This window comes from Lysobacter antibioticus (assembly GCF_001442535.1).
Lineage (GTDB): Bacteria > Pseudomonadota > Gammaproteobacteria > Xanthomonadales > Xanthomonadaceae > Lysobacter > Lysobacter antibioticus.
In genome coordinates, this window is the sequence record NZ_CP013141.1 from 163,828 (window position 1) to 179,435 (window position 15,608).

Sequence of the window (15,608 nt, forward strand, 5' to 3'; positions counted from 1 at the left end):
CCCTCATGGCTTAGGCGCGTCGACCTGCAGTTGACCGGCGGGGCCGCCTTGCGCATACACCGAGCGTTCGTACATCGACTCGGCGTACACCGGCGGGACGATGAACTTGCCGGTGTTGTTGGCGCGCACGCTGTAGCGGAACTCGACGACCTCCGATCCGACATCGCCGTACAGCACGATGCGGTCTTCGCGTTGTTCGACGTGGTCGGGCACGAAGCTCGAACCGGGCAGGGCGAGGGTCTGCTGCGGCGCCGCGTTCTGCTCGTCGCCGTCGCGCGAAGGCTGGCCGTCTTCTTCGCCGCTTTCCTCGCATTCCTCCTCGCAGTCTTCGCTCTCGTCGTCGTTGGAGGCCGCTTCGACAACGGCCGACGCGGCCGCGTACTGCATCACCGGCTCGAAACCGCCCGGCAACAAGTCGACGATGGCGATGTTGCCGCGGGCCGGCGCACCGAGCGCACGCACGCGCAGGCGCACGGTGATTTCCTGGCCCTGCTTGAGCGCGGTGACCGGCTTGCCGGCGGCGTCCAGATAATCGCGCACCACTTCCAGACCGCGATCCTGCACTGCCTTCGGCGCGGCGCGGTCGTAACCGCTCTGGTTGACCAGGTACCAGGCCGGGACCGGGCCGGCCGGCGCCACCCACAGGCGCAGATCGCTGCCGGTGAAGGCGCTGCGGGCGATCGAACCCTGGCTGCTGCCGATGCGTCGCGACTTGCCGTCCTTGCCGGCCGCTTCCAGCACCGGTGTCGCCTGCGCCGGTTGCGCGCTGGCGTAGGCGTCCATCGCCAGCACGGTCAGCGCCGAGGACAGCGTGTTGTAGCTGTTGTTGCGCAGCGGATCGAGCAAGCGCTCCAGCGCCACCGGCTTGAGCTGGTCCTTGGCCAAGGCGGCGAAGTGGCGGTTGAGCAGGTACACCGTCCAGGCTTGGTCGATGCCGCCGTCGTAGTAGTACGAATACGCGGTCGGCTTGGCGCCGGCGGTGCGGTTGGCGCGGGTGAACGCCTTGACCGCGAGCGGACGCGCCGCCTTGTCCTGTTGCAGCAATTGGTAACTCGCCGCGATCAACAGGCCGGCGCTGTCGTTCTCCCAGGTCTTGGGTTGGTCGCGCTTGATCTGCTCGTGCACCGAGCTGAGCAGGTTGCTGGCGGTGCGGCCTTGGCGCACCAGCAGATACACCGCGAAGGCGCGGCTGCGCAGCGCCGCCAGGTCGTTGCCGGAGCGGTCGGCGGCCAAGGACTCCAGATAGCCGTTGAGCGACTTGAGCAGATCGTCCGGGATCGGCTGGCCGCGTTCGCGCGCTTCGATCAGGTACAAGGCGGCATAGGCGGTGACGAAGGCGTCGGCCTGCGGCGTCGCCGTCCACAAGCCCAGGCCGCCTTCGCTGTTCTGGCGCGAACGCAGCACGTCGACGATGTTCTGCTTCGGCTGGCCCGCGCCCGGGCCGACCACCTTGCCGAGCTCGGGATGCGATTGCAGCACCAGCGCCGGGAATGCGCCGCTCAGCAATTGCTCGGTGCACTGATGCGGGTAGTCGCCCAGATACGCGCTGAGGCCGTCGAGCGCGACCAGGGGCGAAACCGAGGCCGACAACTGCCGGGTCGCGCGCTGGTCGTACATCTTGCGCAAGGGTTGGATGACGGTGCGCTGGGTGGCGCGCCCGGCGATCAGATCCTGGCGCGCGACCAAGGCCGGGCGCAAGGACAGCTCGATGCGCCGCTGCGCCTTGAACGCGCCCGAGCTCGCCTGGATCGCGACCGGCACCGCGCCGAGCGCCTGACCGGCACGCACACGGAAGCGCAGCGTGGTTTCGCCGCGCGGGGCGATCGATACCGGCGCCGGCGCCGCGCCGACCAGGGTCAGCGACGGCGGCAGCTGCAACGCGACCGCGACCTTGGCCGCCGATTTGGCGCCTTCGATGGTGTTGGCCACGCCGACCGGCAGGTCGAATTCGTCGCCCGGGGCAACATGCGTCGGCACCGTCGGCGTCAACACGAAGTCGCCGCGCACCAACGCCTCGGTCTGGAACACGCCGACCCGTTCCGGGGTCACCGCGACCGCGACCACCCGCACCTGGCCGTTGAAATGATCGGGCAGGGTGAACTTGAACTGGTGCTGGCCGTCGACATCGACGATGCCCGACCACCACACCGCCGGTTTCTCGGATTTGCGCTTGAACGGATTGAGGTGCTTGGCCATGCCGCCTTCGCCGTCGCCGCCCGGCGCGGCCTGGCCGGCGATGCGGCTGAACTCGGGCAGCAACAGGTCGAGGATCTGTGCGGTGTCGACCTGCAGCATCTTCTTGCGGAAGAAATGATCGAGCGGGTCGCCGACGCGATAGCGCGCGACCTGCAGGATGCCTTCGTCGACCGCGAACAGCACCACCCGTGCCTTGCCCTGGGTGACCACATCGGCGGTCATCGGCGTGCCCGGCTTGGTCACCCGCGGCAGGCTGACCTTGATCGGCTGGGTGCGCGCACTGCGGTCGACCGCGAACGGCGCCACGCCGTAGGACAGCGGACTCATGTAAATCTCGTCCGAGTTCGGGTCGCGCAGGAACTGCACGTTGACGTAGCCGTTGCCCTCGAAATCGGCGGGCACGACGATCTTCTGCACGCTGGCGTTGCTGTCGGCGCGGAACCAGACGTGGGCGTAGACGCGATCGCGCTCCAGGGTGATCAGGCCGCTGCCGGCATACGGCGCGCGCACGCTGATCTCGATGGTCTCGCCGGGCTTGTAGCTGGGCTTGGACAGATTCAGGCTCAGCTCGGCGTTGCGTTCGAGCGAACGCGACAGGTTGGCGGCACCGGCGATCTGGTAGCCGATCTGGTTGAGCACCTTGCCGTCGGCGGCGCGCACTTCGAGCACGAAATCGCCGGGCTGGTCGGTGCTCAGCGACACGTTCTCGCGGCCGCCGGCCAGGGCCAAGGCCTGGTCGCGGCGGTCGAAGCGGCGTTCGTGCGAGACGTAGCGGTACAGGCCCGAATCCTGCTTGGTCAGCACCGACACATAGCGCTTCTCGACCACCACTGCGCGCAGGCCGGCGACCGTCTTCGGCTTGCCGTCCTGGCCGATCGCCAGCAACTGCAGGGCACGCTTGGCGCCGCGCTGGATGTAGTTCAGATCGTCCTGCGACTTGATGCCGACCAGGTGATCGTTGCTCGACACCAGGGCGCTGGTCTGGGCGGCGACGTTGCGGCCGCTGCCGGGTTCGAAGGCCCGGGCGAGGAAACTCAGCTGATAGGTCGCGCGCTCGTACTTGGTCAGGTCGAGCTTGAACTCGGCCCGGCCTTCGGCGTTGGTGGTCTGGTCGCTGAGCGATTCGTCGTAGCCTTCCTTGGCGCGCTGCGGGTCGAAGAACTGGTAGCCCGGATAGGCCGGGAAGCTCGGGAAGGCCGGGCGCAGCACCATCGTGCCTTCGACGCGGCGCTGCTGCGCGGGCGTGCCGAACAGATTCTCGGCATCGACCAGGGCGGCGAGCTGTTCGGGCTTGATCCAGCCGTTGGGGTTCTCCGCCGACAGCTTCGCCTTGACCCGCATGGTGTCGGGCGCGAACTCGCGCACCTGCACCGAGGTCGAGCCGATGGTGGTGCGCTTGTCGTCGCGGCCGAGCAGGAACAACTGTACCTGCCAGGTGCCGCTGGGCGCGCTGTCGCTCGGGGTGAAGCTGGCGCTCTCGAAACCGCTGGCGCTGAGCTTGAGCCGCTCGCGCTTGGCGACGGTGCCGCGCGGATCGGTGAACTCCCATTCCAGCGGCAGGCCGGTCAGGGCGCGCTTCCAGTCGGCGGCGCGCACGATCATGCCGATGTTGACGGTGTCGCCGGGCCGGTACAGGCCGCGGTCGGAGAACAGGAAAGCGTTGAGCGCGCCGGCCTCCAGGTCGTTGGGCTCGCCGCCGATGTCGAAGCGCGAATAGTCCAGGGTGCGGTCGTGGTCGCCGATCGGCAGGAACGAATAATCCTCGCCCTGGCTCACGGTCAGCATGGTCGGTTGCTTCTCGCGCTTGAAGCCTTTCAACGAGGGCAGTTGCGCGCGGCCGCTGGCGTCGGTCTCGGCCTCGACCAGGGTTTCGCCGTTGCGGGCGACCGCGCGCACGCGAGCGCCGGCAACCGGCGTGCCGTTCGACAGCGATTGCACGAACACGTCGCGGCGGCCGTCGAGCGCCTGCTTGACCGCCATGCCCAGGTCGGTCAGCACCACCAGGCGGCTGTCCTCTTCGCTGCCGGCTTCGTCGGCCAGGGTGTCCTCGGCGCTGCGTTTCTTGTCGTCTTCCTCGAGCGTGCGCAGGCTCAGCAGGAACACGCCGCGGCGGCCGGGCTTGAGGTATTGGCCGAGGTCGACGCCTTCGTAATGGGCCTTGGCCGGATTCTCGGCCGGCAGGGTCAGGCGTTTTTCCTCGCGTTCGACCAGACTGTCGGCGGACAGGTTGTAGAAGCTGGGCTTGGCGTAGCTGCCTTCGTTGTTGAACACCAGGTGCTGGATCTGCTCAGGCAGGACCCGGGCGATTTCCAGGCGCGCGCCGGCGACGTTGCGCGAGACCAGGCTGATCCGGCGTTCGCCGCGCAGCGACAGCAGCGCGCCTTCGCCGACGAAGCGCAACAGCTTCGGGTAGTCGGGCACGGTCACGACCGTGGTGTGGGGCGCGCCGAGCATGAAACCGCCGAAGGCCTTCAGGCCCTTGTCGACGCGCAGATAGATACGGCGGCCGGGCGGGGCCTGGAACTTGAAGCTGTGGGTCTCGACGTATTCGCGTTCGGTCGGCACTGCGCTCAGCGGCAGCGGCGTGGCGTGCTTCAGCACCGCCTCGTCGACGTCGTCGCGGCTCCAGGTGTAGGCGCCGCTCTGTTGTGCCGCGGGGCGGCGCGGGTCCTTGACCGGCAGCAGCCAGGCGCGCACGGCGCCGGCGACCTCGCTGTCGCGCATGGCGTTGTTGAAGCTAAGCACCAGCACCTGTTCCGGCTCGAAGCGCTCGTTGTCGACCAGGGCGGCAGCGGCGTCGGTGACGTTGACGCTGTACAGCGAGGGCAGGGCGACCGTGGCGCCGAGCGCCTCGGCGCTGCCGCTGCCGCCCAGGGTGCTGACGATGCCGGCGGCGAGTTCGAGCTTGAGGCTGCCGCCGTTCTCCGGCAGGGTCAGCGGCTGCGAATGGATCCAGGCTTTGAGCCGGCCCTTTTCGTCGTAGTTGACCGTGTACTTCGGCGCCGCCAGCGCGGTGCCGGCGCCGTCGGCGAGCTTGAGGGCAATGCGGCGCTCCAACTGGGCGGCATCGACCGGGTGCGAGAACTTGAGTTCGTACACGCCTTTCTTGAGCGCGGGGTCTTGCGGGTCCTGGTAGAACTCGCTGCTGGCGATCTGCGCGGTGAACGGCGCGGTCTCGAATTCGAACTCGTATTCCTGCAGCAGCACCTTGGGGGCGAGGCTGAGCTTGGGATCGAGTTCGACCGTGTAGCGGGTCTTGACGGGCCAGTCGGCCGAGGGCTTGAACACCAGGGTCTTGTCGTCTTCCCAGCGCCAGGCGCCCTTGAGTTCGGGGCTCATGGTCACGCCGGCCGGCGCCAGGCCGACTTGCTTGATCGGCGCGGCCGTGTCGGAGAAGGTCAGACGCAGGCTGTCGACCTCGGCCGGCGCGCGCGCGTAGTCGGTCAGCGCCGGAGTGTGGACTTCGACGTCCAACGCGCCGGGAACGACCGGCTTGGGCCGGGTGGCGAGCCAATAACCGAGCGTGCCGACCAGGATCAGACCGAGCACGCTGCGCAGGTACAGCCTCGGGCGTTGCCGCACCCGGGCGAACACGGCGGCGAGCCAGGCCGGCGGGACCCAGTCGATTTGGCCGAACAGGGAGCGCGAAGCCCGCGCCCAGGGTGTGGCGCGGCCGGCGTCGCCGGCCTCCGCGGTGGGAGCCGGTTGCGACGGCGAGTCGGTGTTTTGCATTGCGGGTGTTCCAATCCGTGGTGCTGTGGCTAGTGCCGGGCCAGTGCGATCCGTTGCCTGGCCGGTCCCCGTGTTTGTCCCTTCCCCGACCGGGCCCGACGCTTGCGCGCGGGCTGGCGATGTCGATCGAAAGCCTAGACCGGAATGTTAGAAATTCGTTCCTGCCGTTCGTCGGAATCTTAAGTATTTTTTAACGCCATGGAAATCGGCAGCGACGACCGCCTGCGTCGGCGGCCGAAACGCCAGGGCGGCAGTCGGGACGCCCGGCACTTGGTCGCCTCGTCCGCGAGCGCTTAAGCTCGGGACCGTTTTGCACTGTGGGAGCTGGCATGGACATCGTGGCGATCGTGATGGTGGCGTTGGGGCTGTACCTGGCCTTCAAGTTGGTCGGCTTCCTGCTGAAGTCGGCGATGTGGCTGCTGGTCCTGGCCGGGCTCTACTACCTGATCGCACCGCTCGCCGGTTGGCCCGTGCCCTGGTGAGCGCCGCTGCGCCGTCGTCTTCGTCCCCGTCGCAAGGAAACCGACTCGCCATGAACGACCGCACCGACGCCGTACCCGCCCATTGGCACGCAGACACTCAGGACGCCGGACACCTGGTCCGGGCCGTCTACGAATGCATTTCCGGACCGGCCGGCGCGCCGCGCGACTGGGCGCGCTTTCGCTACCTGCAGCACCCGCGCGCGCTGAGCCTGCGCACCGTGGTCGAGGCCGACGGCTCGACCCGCGCCGCGGTGTTCGACGTCGACAGCTACATCGCCGACGTCGAAGCGTTCTTCACCGGCAACGACTTCCACGAAGTCGAGACCGACCAGCGGATCGAACGCTTCGGCCAGATCGCCCATATCTGGAGCAAGTACGAGGCACGGCCGACGCCGGACTCGCCGACCGTGCTCAAGCGCGGCGCCAACAGCATCCAGCTCTGCCACGAACAGGGGCGCTGGTGGGTGTTCTGCACGGTCTGGGACAACGAGCGCGAGGGGTTGCGCTTCGATTTGTTCTGAAGGCATGAGCGATAGGCGCTGCGCCATCGCGGCAAGCGCGGCGTCCGTTTTCCGAGCCCCTCTCCGGCATGTGGGGGAGGGGGCGCAGCTGGTGAGCGATGGGCTCGCACGGTCCCGAACGTTCTGGGCTCGGGCCGGGCGGGGATGGGGTTGAATGAGGGCGCATCGCAGCGCCCCGACATCCAACACGTCGCCACCGCCGCGTCAGCGTCGCCTACGCAACACAGCATCGCGTCCGATCCAGGCGGGGCAGCACTGAATTCGCCCCGCATCGCCCCCAGATCGAAAGCAACTACGTTTCGAGCGCGACCGCATGCTGCCGTTTTCCGTACTCGACCTGGCGCCCGTCACCGAAGGCAGCGACACCCGCCAGGCCTTCGCCAACAGCCTCGACCTGGCCCGGCATGCCGAGCGCCTGGGCTACAACCGCTATTGGCTCGCCGAACACCACAACATGCCGGGCATCGCCAGCGCCGCGACTGCGGTGCTGATCGGCCACATCGCCGGCGGCACCTCGACGATTCGCGTAGGCGCCGGCGGCATCATGCTGCCGAACCACGCGCCGCTGCAGGTCGCCGAACAGTTCGGCACCCTGGCGTCGCTGTACCCGGATCGGATAGATCTCGGCCTGGGACGCGCGCCCGGCACCGACCATGCGACCGCACGTGCCCTGCGTCGTTATTACGACGGCGCCGACAGCTTTCCACAGGACGTCAGCGAGCTGCTGCATTACTTCGAACCGGTGCAGCCCGGGCAAGCGGTGCGCGCCGTGCCCGGCGCCGGCCTCGAGGTGCCGGTGTGGCTGCTGGGATCGAGTTTGTTCAGTGCGCGGCTGTCGGCCGCGCTGGGTTTGCCGTTCGCCTTCGCCTCGCATTTCGCGCCTGACGCGATGGACGAAGCCCTGAGCCTGTACCGCCGCGATTTCCAGCCGTCCTCGCGGCTGCAACGCCCGCACGCGATGCTGGCCTTGAACGTGGTGGCCGCCGATACCGGCGCCGAAGCGCGGCGTTTGTTCACCACCCAGCAGCAAGCCTTCGTCAACCTGCGCCGTGGCCGCCCCGGTTTGATCCCGCCGCCGATCGACGACATCGAATCGTTCTGGACCCCGCTCGAAAAAGCCGGCGTGGCCCAGGCCCTGGCCTGCGCCGTGGTCGGCGATGCCGGCGAAGTGCGCGAGGGCATCGCCGCCTTCATCGAACGGCACCGGCCGGACGAGCTGATGCTGACGGCGAACATTTACGACCATGCGGCGAGATTGCGTTCGTTCGAGATCGCCGCCGAGGCGTGTCGGGGGTAGATCAATTGTAGGAGCGACGTGAGTCGCGACCAAGGGACGCGCAGAGGCGACAACGCCGATGCCATCTATCGAAGCGGCGCGCTGTCGCCGGGGTAGGAGCCGCGCGAGCCGCGACCAAGGGACGCGCAGAGGCGACAACGCCGATGCCGTCCATCGAAGCGGCGCGCTGTCGCCGGGGTAGGAGCGGCGCGAGCCGCGACCGCGTAGCCGCGATCTCGCTGCGTTTTCCTCAAGCAAGAGCAGAGCTTCCGTGAAAGCTGGCCGCACGTCCTGTGCGGTGCCCTCCGGGTCTCCAGGCGTTCTCGCGAGTTCGCTACTGCGCCAAGCTCATAACGGCAACGGCAACGGCAACGGCAACGGCAACGGCAACGGCAACGGCAACGGCAACGGCAACGGCAACGGCAACGGCAACGGCAACGGCAACGGCAACGGCAAAGGCAACGGTGATCTACCACTGGAGGAGCGGCGTGAGCCGTGACTAAACAACTACGATCACTCGCGCCGGCGGCCGCGGATCGCGGTCGCGGCTCGCGCCGCTCCTATCCCGAAGCAGCGTTGCCGTTGCTGTGCGCCGCCTCGTGCTCGCAAAGGCAATCGAAGACCCGGAGGGCGGCGCGCAGGGATGCGCGCCGTTTTTCATCGGGACAGGGATGTCCCGTATGAAAAATCCCTGCGTCGGCGTCGAACGTGCGGGCCTGTGATTCAAAGAAAAGCATTTTTCTTTGGTTACCTTTCTTTTGTTGCTTATGACAAAAGAAAGTAACCCGCCGCTTTAGTGGCGGAAGCTTTTGGTGTTTGATCTAGATCTTTGAGAAGCCTCAAGCAAGAGCAGAGCTTCCGTCCGCTGACGCGGCCGGGTTACTTTCTTTTGCTAAGCCCAAAAGAAAGGTAACCAAAGAAAAGGGCTTTCCTTGCAAGGGCACAGGCCACGAGTGCGGTGCTGTCGCCGGGATTTTCCGATAAGACGTCCCTGTCTTATCGGAAAACGCCGCACGTCCTGTGCGGCGCCCTCCGGGTCTTCAGATGTTCTCGCGAGCTCGATACTGCGCCAAGCTCATCACGGCAACGGCAACGGCAACGGCAACGGCAACGGCAACGGCAACGGTGATCTACCACTGTAAGAGCGGCGTGAGCCGCGACTAAACAACTACGATCACTCGCGCCGGCGGCCGCGGATCGCGGTCGCGGCTCGCGCCGCTCCTACCCCGAAGCAGCGTTGCCGTTGCTGTGCGCCGCCTCGCGCTCGCGAAGGCCATCGAAGACCCGGAGGGCGGCGCGCAGGGATGCGCGCCGTTTTTCATCGGGACAGGGATGTCCCGTATGAAAAAGCCCTGCGGAGGCATCGCTCGTGCGGGCTAGTGATTCAAAAAGAAGCATTTTTCTTTGGTTACCTTTCTTTTGTTGCTTATGACAAAAGAAAGTAACCCGCCGCTTTAGTGGCGGAAGCTTTTAGCGTTTGATCTTGCTACGCAAGAAGCTACAAGCCACAAGCAAGTGCAAAGCTTCCGCCCCCTAAAGGGTGCGGGTAACTTTCTTTTGGCCAAAGCCCCAAAAGTCCGTCTGGATTCCCTTCGGTCAAAAGTCACCAAAGAAAAGTGCTTTTCCTTGACGAAGCTCCCCTGCGAGCACGCAGCTTGCGCCGGGATTTTCCGATAAGACGTCCCTGTCTTATCGGAAAACGCCGCACGTCCTGTGCGGCGCCCTCCGGGTCTCCACTTGACCGGCAAAGCAGAAAAGCAGCAAAGCAGATCAAAATCTCGCCAAAGGCAAAGGCAAAGGCAAAGGCAAAGGCAAAGGCAAAGGCAACGACAGAAGCGGCGCTACGCGCCTCAGTGCTTCTCCACCCGCAACAACTCCACCTCGAACACCAACGACGCATCCGGCGGGATCACCCCGCCGCCGGCGCCTTCGCGGCCGTAGCCCATCTCCGGCGGCACCATCAGGATGCGCTTGCCGCCCACGCGCATGCCGGCGACGCCGTCGTCCCAGCCGCGGATCACGCGGCCGGCGCCGAGCAGGAAGTCGAAGGGCTTGCCGCGGTCGAGCGAGCTGTCGAATTTAGTGCCGTGTTTGTCGGCAGCCTTCTCGTCGTAAAGCCAACCGGTGTAATGGACGATCACGTCCTGGCCCGACTGGGCGACCTCGCCGGTGCCGACGCGTTCGTCGATGGTCTGGAACTGGGCGATGCGGCCGCTGAAGACCTTCGGCGCCGCCGCTTCTTCCTGCGCCGCCGGTTTGCGGCAGGCGCTCACCGCGACGGCGGTCGAAACCAGGGCCAAGGCCAACGGCAGGGCGCGTGCCCAACGGCGCAGGCGCGACGGAACCGGGTTCGCGGACAAGCAGGATGTGGAACGACCGATGGACACGCGCGACCTCTGAGTTTTCGCCGACAGGAAGCCAAGCTTAGCCGCTGTCGGCGCACCCCGTGCGGCTGCGCCGGTTCACGACGAAGGTATGCGCCGCTCGTACTCGGCCTCGACCCGGGTGTGGGTGCGCCAGAAGCCTTGAGGTTCTTCGCCCGACAGCAGCGCGAGCAGGATGCCCAGGTGGGTATGCCAGCCGCCGGCGACGCTGATCATCATGGCGCGGTCGGCGAGGCGGCGATGAGTCACGATCAGGCGCACGCGCGCGCCTTCCTCGCTGAGTTCGAAGCTGACTTCCGAAGGCGGGGTGTCGCTCCAGGTGTAGCTGAGCAGATGCGGCGGGTCGATCGCGGTGATCCGGCCGCGTTCGCGGTGCTCGCCGCCGTACTGGGCGTATTTCGCCGGCGGCGGGTCGTCGTCGCGGGTGAGTCGGTCGTTGTTGAAGACCAGTTCGACCGCACCGCCCAGACGCAGATCCATGTCGCCGGCGGCGAGCCAGCGGCGGCGCTTGTCGGATTCGGTCAGATAGGCCCAGACCCGGTCGATCGGGCCGGGTAGCAGGCGTTCGATGCGCACCGTGTCGGCGGCGGTGACGGTGCCGTAGTCGTCGTGAGTCGTGGACAAGCTCATGGCGGTCTCCTGAGGCCGCACGCGCGGCCAGGGTGGGGGGGCGGTCAGGCGCGAGGTTTGCGTCGCGCGGTGGCGGCGGTTTTCTTCCTGGTCGCAGACGGCTTGGCCTTCGGCGCGGATGCGCCGGACGCGGCTTGGTCTTCGGCGCGCAACAGGGCTTCGAGACTGTCGAGGCGGTCGTTCCAGTAGCGTTCGTAATGGCGCAGCCACTCGAAGCCGCCGTGCAGCGGCCCGGCGTCGAGCCGGCAGACGTGGGTGCGGCCGAGCACGGTGCGCTGAACCAGGCCGGCGCGTTCCAGCGCCTTGATGTGCTTGGAGGCCGCGGCCAGGGTCATGCGATAGGGCTCGGCGAGTTCGCCGACGCTGTGCTCGCGTTCGGCCAGGCGATGCAGCATCGCCCGCCGGGTCGGATCGGCGAGGGCATGGAATACGGCGTCGAGCCGTTCGGAGCGATAGTCAACCATGAGGTTGAATATCCGTCCGTCCAGGCCGATTGTCAACTGATTGGTATAATTTCGGTTGGCACGCCGACGAGCGGTCAGGCGGCGGCGACGATCAATGCCCGGCGAACTGCGCCGGTTCGAGGCTGGCGCCGAAGGCGCGCATGGCCTGCGCGGTGGCGGCGTCGGCGGGGAAGAAGGATTCGATCGCCAGCTCCGACAGGGTGACTTCGAGCGGGGTGCCGAACACGGTGATGGTGCTGATGAAGGCGAGGTCGCCGAACTCGCTGCGTACGCGGAACGGCACCGCGACGTGCGCCGAGGCGGTCAGTTCGGATTCGTCGTAAGGATCGTCGCAGGGGTAGGCGGCCAGTTCGTCGTACAGCGTCGACAGGAACGGATCGCGGGTGGTGTCGGCCAGGTGACGCAGGCGGTGCAGCAGGTGCGCGCGCCATTCGCCCAGATTGATGATGCGCGGCGCCAGCCCTTCCGGGTGCAGGCTGACCCGCAATACGTTCGACGGCCGGGCCAGCAGGAAATCGGGAATGCCGGCGAGCAGCGGCGCGACCGCGCGGTTGTGCATGATCAGGTTCCAGTGCCGGTCGACCGCGAGCGCCGGATGGGGCTCGTGCCCGTACAACACCATCTCGATGGCGGCGTGGGCTTCGCGCAAGGCCGGGTCGTCGAGGGAGCGTTCGGCGTACATCGGCGCGAGGCCGGCTGCGGTCATCAGTTGGTTCCTTTCGCGCAGGGGCACGTCGAGGCGGTCGGCCAGGCGCAGCAGCAGCGCGCGGCTCGGCAACGAGCGTCCGGTCTCGATGAAGCTGACGTGGCGGGTCGAGACCTCGGCCATTTCGGCGAGGTCGAATTGGGTCAGGCGGCGACGCTGGCGCCAATTGCGCAGCAGCTCGCCCACGGGGCGGAGATCGTTCATGCGGCCACGATAGCCCGACGACCCGGTCGGCGGCATTACCTGGCAGGTAATCGACCGGCCGCGCTCGCAGGGGTGTGATGGCTCCCGAATTCCACACCAACCTTCCACCCGCGAAACCTTCAGGAGTCGACCATGGCCATCGCCACTCAAGCTCGTCCTTCTTCTCTTCTGCGCCGTGCGCTGCTCGCCGACGCCGTCATTTCCGGCGCGGCCGGCGCGTTGCAACTGGCCGCCGCAGGTCCGCTGTCCGGCTTGCTGGCCATCGAGGCGGGCTGGCTGCAGCGCAGCGGCATCATTTTGCTGGCCTGGACCGTCTTCCTGGGCTGGGTGCTGACCCGCAAGCCGGTTTCGCCGTCGTTGGCCTGGACGGTCATCGGGCTCAACCTGGCCTGGGTCGCGGCCTCGATCCTGGTGTTGGTCGAAGGCGCGATCGCGCCGAACCCGCTGGGCATGGGCTACGTGTTGGCGCAGGCGGCGGTCGTGGCGATCTTCGCCGAACTGCAGTTCTTCGGCCTGCGCAGGCAGTCGCGTGGCTGAGGCGAGCGGCAGGACTGCGCACTCAGCGCTCGCGTCACGGCTCTCGCGCAGGCGAGGGCCGTTGTCGTTTCACCACCGTGGCCTGAACGCGTTAGATTGCGCGTCAGATCAATCGTCCGGCATAACCCGCGCCGGCGGTGCCAAGGGGGAATGCGATGAAACCGATCCTGTGTCTGCTGGCAGTGGCGTTGCTGACCGCTGCGCCGCTGTCGGCGCAACCCGGTCCGATTCCGGCGATGAGCGCCGAACAGGTCGCCAGCCTGCTCGACGGCGGCAACCGACTGGAAAAGCGCATCGACGGCGACCTCAACGGCGATGGCGACATCGATACGGTGTTTGTCGGCCGCGGCGAGGACCAGCGCAGCCTGATGGTCTGGCTGGCGTATCGCGGCGAGGTCGATTTCGGCCATCAGCCGGTCGGCACGCTGCAACTCGATCCCTATCCGCTCGGCGATGTCGATCTGTCGATCCGCAAGGGCGTGCTGCTGATCGAAGACCTGACCGGCGGGACCACCGCGACCCAGTCGACCTATCGCTATCGTTACGACCCCAAGGCCGAACGCATGCGCCTGATCGGCCTGGACGCGCAGCGCTATAGCCGCACCAACAGCCACGGCACGGTCAAGCTGAGCTGGAATCTGCTGACCGGCGACCGCATCGTCGAACGCGGCGAGGTCAACGATTCCGGCCAGGGCGATCAGGCGATCAATTACGCGCCAGCCAAGCGCGAGAAAAAGCCGAGCAAGCCGCTGTACATGGAAACCACACCGAATCCGGATGCGTTGCTGGAGTCTTTGTAAGACGGCCAGGGAGCGAATCGCCGCGCCTGCCGATCTGCGCCGAACGTCAGCGCGGTCGCGGCACCGACTCGATCAGGCCTGCGGCGCCCGCCACAGCATCGGCGTCGACGGTATGCCGCGGCGCGTCTGCTCCTCGCCTTGAGCCTCGAAGCCCAGGCGCAGATAGACGCCGATGGAGTGGCGCGACGCGTTGACGGTGACCTGCGCGGGCCAGGCGTCCTTTAATAAGGGGTGCGCGCGCAGGCCGGACCAGAGCCGGCGCGCGATGCCGCGGCGCTGGAAGCGGTCGTCGACGAACAGATTATAGAGATGCGCCGGCAGGCGCAGCGCGGCCACGCCGACGATGCGGCCTTCGGCCTCGGCGACGAGATAAGCATGCCCAGCGAGCAGGCGTTCGCGGGTGGCCTCGGCGCCTATCGAGGCCGCCAGCACGGCGCGGCCGTCGATGTCGCAAAGCGGAAAGATCCAGTGTTGCGCCGAAGTGAGGACCAGGGCGCTGATGGCTTCGGCGTCCGCCGTCGTGGCGATCCGCAGGCTGACATCGTCGGTCATCGGCCGCTCACTCTTCGGCGGGCGGCCGATAGGCGACCTCGACGATCGCGTAACGTTGCGGGCCGGCCGGCAGCATCGCCTCGAACTCGTCGTCGATGCGGCGCTTGAGCATGGCCCGCGCCAGCGGCGAGTCGATGCTGATGTGGCCGAGCTTGGCGTCGGTCTCGTCCGGGCCGACGATGCGATAACGCGCCAGTTCGCCGTTGGCGACGTTCTCGACCTCGACCCAGGCGCCGAAGAACACCGAGCGCGGGTCGCTCGGCGTGGTTTCGATGACATGCAGCAGCGGCAGGCGTTTGCTGAGATAGCGCACGCGCCGGTCGATCTCGCCGAGCTGCTTCTTGCGGTAGATGTATTCGGCGTTTTCCGAGCGATCGCCCTCGGCCGCCGCGGCGGCCAGGGCTTTGACGACTTCCGGCCGGCGCACGCGCCACAGGTCGTCGAGTTCGTGCTTGAGGCGCGCGTGGCCCTCGCGCGTGATCAGCGCGGTGCTGTGTTCGGCAGGAGGGCGCCAGCGGGCCATGAGTGCTCGCTTACTGCGCCGCGCTGACGCGCTTGAGGTTGTAGTTGAGCTGCGAGTCGATCGCCTTGCCTTCCTGGTCGAGCAGGCGGATCTCTTCCTTGGAGACGACTTCGAACAGGCGGTCCTGATCGCTCTTGCTGTTCGGGTCCAGGCGCAGGCGCTTGCCTTCTTCCTCGGCGGTCCAGGTGCCGTCGCCCTTGGCGTTGCCGTCCTTCTTGCCCTGGTAGGTCTCTTCGATGGCGTAGGTGCCGTCGCTCTTGAACTCGAGCTTGGTGTCGATGCCGGCGCAATCGGCGCAGGGCAGGGTGCCGCTGAAGCTGCCGGCGAAGGCGGCGATATCGAAGCCGGTCTTCGGCACTTCGGCCGGGATCGGTTCCGGAGCGGGTGCGGCCGGTGCGGCTTCGGCGGCCTTGGGCGCATCGGCCGGCGCGGTCGGCGCTTCGGCGGGCTTATTACATGCGCTCAGGGCGAGCGCGGCGAGGCAGGCGAGAGCGAGCGATTGCTTGGTCATGAGCGACTCCGGGTTGGGATGGTGGAAACGATCGATGAAACCGATGGGGGTTACGACGAAACAAGGCACGGCCAGGCCGGGCGGCCGCGC

At 67.2% G+C, this 15,608-nt stretch carries 14 protein-coding genes; 6 read left to right on the plus strand and 8 right to left on the minus strand.

The features are described from left to right. Window positions 1-3 precede the first annotated feature (3 nt). Window positions 4-5,928: an MG2 domain-containing protein gene (locus GLA29479_RS00685; protein ID WP_057970474.1), complete on the minus strand. Its 5,925-nt coding sequence runs from the start codon at window positions 5,926-5,928 to the stop codon at window positions 4-6. 329 nt (window positions 5,929-6,257) lie between these two features. Between GLA29479_RS00685 and GLA29479_RS25105 the strand changes: the two genes are divergently transcribed. The 4 genes from GLA29479_RS25105 to GLA29479_RS00700 all read left to right on the plus strand — a co-directional run bounded on the left by GLA29479_RS25105 (window position 6,258) and on the right by GLA29479_RS00700 (window position 8,706). Continuing rightward, window positions 6,258-6,410 (plus strand): hypothetical protein, encoded by a 153-nt coding sequence (locus GLA29479_RS25105; protein ID WP_161786141.1) that lies wholly within the window; start codon window positions 6,258-6,260, stop codon window positions 6,408-6,410. Between the two features lie 50 nt (window positions 6,411-6,460). Further along, a complete protein-coding gene (locus tag GLA29479_RS25110) occupies window positions 6,461-6,931 on the plus strand; it encodes a hypothetical protein (RefSeq protein ID WP_057970475.1) in 471 nt (156 codons plus the stop codon). A gap of 313 nt (window positions 6,932-7,244) precedes the next feature. Next, window positions 7,245-8,228, plus strand: coding sequence for an LLM class flavin-dependent oxidoreductase (locus GLA29479_RS00695; protein ID WP_057970476.1), 984 nt, complete (start codon window positions 7,245-7,247; stop codon window positions 8,226-8,228). A 250-nt stretch (window positions 8,229-8,478) separates the two neighbouring features. Further along, window positions 8,479-8,706: a hypothetical protein gene (locus tag GLA29479_RS00700; protein WP_144436271.1), complete on the plus strand. Its 228-nt coding sequence runs from the start codon at window positions 8,479-8,481 to the stop codon at window positions 8,704-8,706. A 1,351-nt stretch (window positions 8,707-10,057) separates the two neighbouring features. Here the strand turns inward: GLA29479_RS00700 and GLA29479_RS00705 are convergent. From GLA29479_RS00705 to GLA29479_RS00720, 4 genes are all read right to left on the minus strand, one after another. Continuing rightward, window positions 10,058-10,480: an FKBP-type peptidyl-prolyl cis-trans isomerase gene (locus GLA29479_RS00705; protein WP_057920086.1), complete on the minus strand. Its 423-nt coding sequence runs from the start codon at window positions 10,478-10,480 to the stop codon at window positions 10,058-10,060. Window positions 10,481-10,669: 189 nt separating this feature from the next. Further along, a complete protein-coding gene (locus tag GLA29479_RS00710) occupies window positions 10,670-11,221 on the minus strand; it encodes an SRPBCC family protein (RefSeq protein WP_057970478.1) in 552 nt (183 codons plus the stop codon). Window positions 11,222-11,265: 44 nt separating this feature from the next. Next, window positions 11,266-11,685, minus strand: a complete 420-nt coding sequence (locus GLA29479_RS00715; RefSeq protein WP_057970479.1) for an ArsR/SmtB family transcription factor — start codon at window positions 11,683-11,685, stop codon at window positions 11,266-11,268. A gap of 91 nt (window positions 11,686-11,776) precedes the next feature. Continuing rightward, window positions 11,777-12,595: a helix-turn-helix domain-containing protein gene (locus GLA29479_RS00720; protein ID WP_144436272.1), complete on the minus strand. Its 819-nt coding sequence runs from the start codon at window positions 12,593-12,595 to the stop codon at window positions 11,777-11,779. Window positions 12,596-12,727: 132 nt separating this feature from the next. Here GLA29479_RS00720 and GLA29479_RS00725 point away from each other — a divergent pair, with 132 nt between their 5' ends. Then, on the plus strand, window positions 12,728-13,132 hold the full coding sequence (locus GLA29479_RS00725; RefSeq protein WP_057918277.1) for a hypothetical protein: 405 nt from the start codon (window positions 12,728-12,730) through the stop codon (window positions 13,130-13,132). A gap of 155 nt (window positions 13,133-13,287) precedes the next feature. Further along, window positions 13,288-13,932, plus strand: a complete 645-nt coding sequence (locus tag GLA29479_RS00730) for a hypothetical protein (protein ID WP_057918276.1) — start codon at window positions 13,288-13,290, stop codon at window positions 13,930-13,932. 72 nt (window positions 13,933-14,004) lie between these two features. On the opposite strand, the gene GLA29479_RS00735 is transcribed toward GLA29479_RS00730, so the two are convergent. The 3 genes from GLA29479_RS00735 to GLA29479_RS00745 are packed head-to-tail and all read right to left on the minus strand — an operon-like array spanning window position 14,005 to window position 15,518. Next, window positions 14,005-14,484, minus strand: coding sequence for a GNAT family N-acetyltransferase (locus GLA29479_RS00735; protein WP_057970481.1), 480 nt, complete (start codon window positions 14,482-14,484; stop codon window positions 14,005-14,007). Between the two features lie 7 nt (window positions 14,485-14,491). After that, complete coding sequence (gene greB, locus GLA29479_RS00740; RefSeq protein WP_057918274.1) at window positions 14,492-15,007, minus strand: transcription elongation factor GreB; 516 nt, start codon at window positions 15,005-15,007, stop codon at window positions 14,492-14,494. 10 nt (window positions 15,008-15,017) lie between these two features. Continuing rightward, the gene (locus GLA29479_RS00745) at window positions 15,018-15,518 is read right to left on the minus strand and encodes a copper resistance protein NlpE (RefSeq protein ID WP_082638176.1); all 501 of its coding nucleotides are present in this window, start codon (window positions 15,516-15,518) and stop codon (window positions 15,018-15,020) included. Window positions 15,519-15,608 lie beyond the last annotated feature (90 nt).

Coding starts and splice junctions, on each gene's coding strand:
- GLA29479_RS00685 (WP_057970474.1), bottom strand. CDS start 5,928: ATGCAAAACACCGACTCGCCGTCGCAACCGGCTCCCACCGCGGAGGCC.
- GLA29479_RS25105 (WP_161786141.1), top strand. CDS start 6,258: ATGGACATCGTGGCGATCGTGATGGTGGCGTTGGGGCTGTACCTGGCC.
- GLA29479_RS25110 (WP_057970475.1), top strand. CDS start 6,461: ATGAACGACCGCACCGACGCCGTACCCGCCCATTGGCACGCAGACACT.
- GLA29479_RS00695 (WP_057970476.1), top strand. CDS start 7,245: ATGCTGCCGTTTTCCGTACTCGACCTGGCGCCCGTCACCGAAGGCAGC.
- GLA29479_RS00710 (WP_057970478.1), bottom strand. CDS start 11,221: ATGAGCTTGTCCACGACTCACGACGACTACGGCACCGTCACCGCCGCC.
- GLA29479_RS00715 (WP_057970479.1), bottom strand. CDS start 11,685: ATGGTTGACTATCGCTCCGAACGGCTCGACGCCGTATTCCATGCCCTC.
- GLA29479_RS00720 (WP_144436272.1), bottom strand. CDS start 12,595: ATGAACGATCTCCGCCCCGTGGGCGAGCTGCTGCGCAATTGGCGCCAG.
- GLA29479_RS00725 (WP_057918277.1), top strand. CDS start 12,728: ATGGCCATCGCCACTCAAGCTCGTCCTTCTTCTCTTCTGCGCCGTGCG.
- GLA29479_RS00730 (WP_057918276.1), top strand. CDS start 13,288: ATGAAACCGATCCTGTGTCTGCTGGCAGTGGCGTTGCTGACCGCTGCG.
- GLA29479_RS00735 (WP_057970481.1), bottom strand. CDS start 14,484: ATGACCGACGATGTCAGCCTGCGGATCGCCACGACGGCGGACGCCGAA.
- greB (WP_057918274.1), bottom strand. CDS start 15,007: ATGGCCCGCTGGCGCCCTCCTGCCGAACACAGCACCGCGCTGATCACG.
- GLA29479_RS00745 (WP_082638176.1), bottom strand. CDS start 15,518: ATGACCAAGCAATCGCTCGCTCTCGCCTGCCTCGCCGCGCTCGCCCTG.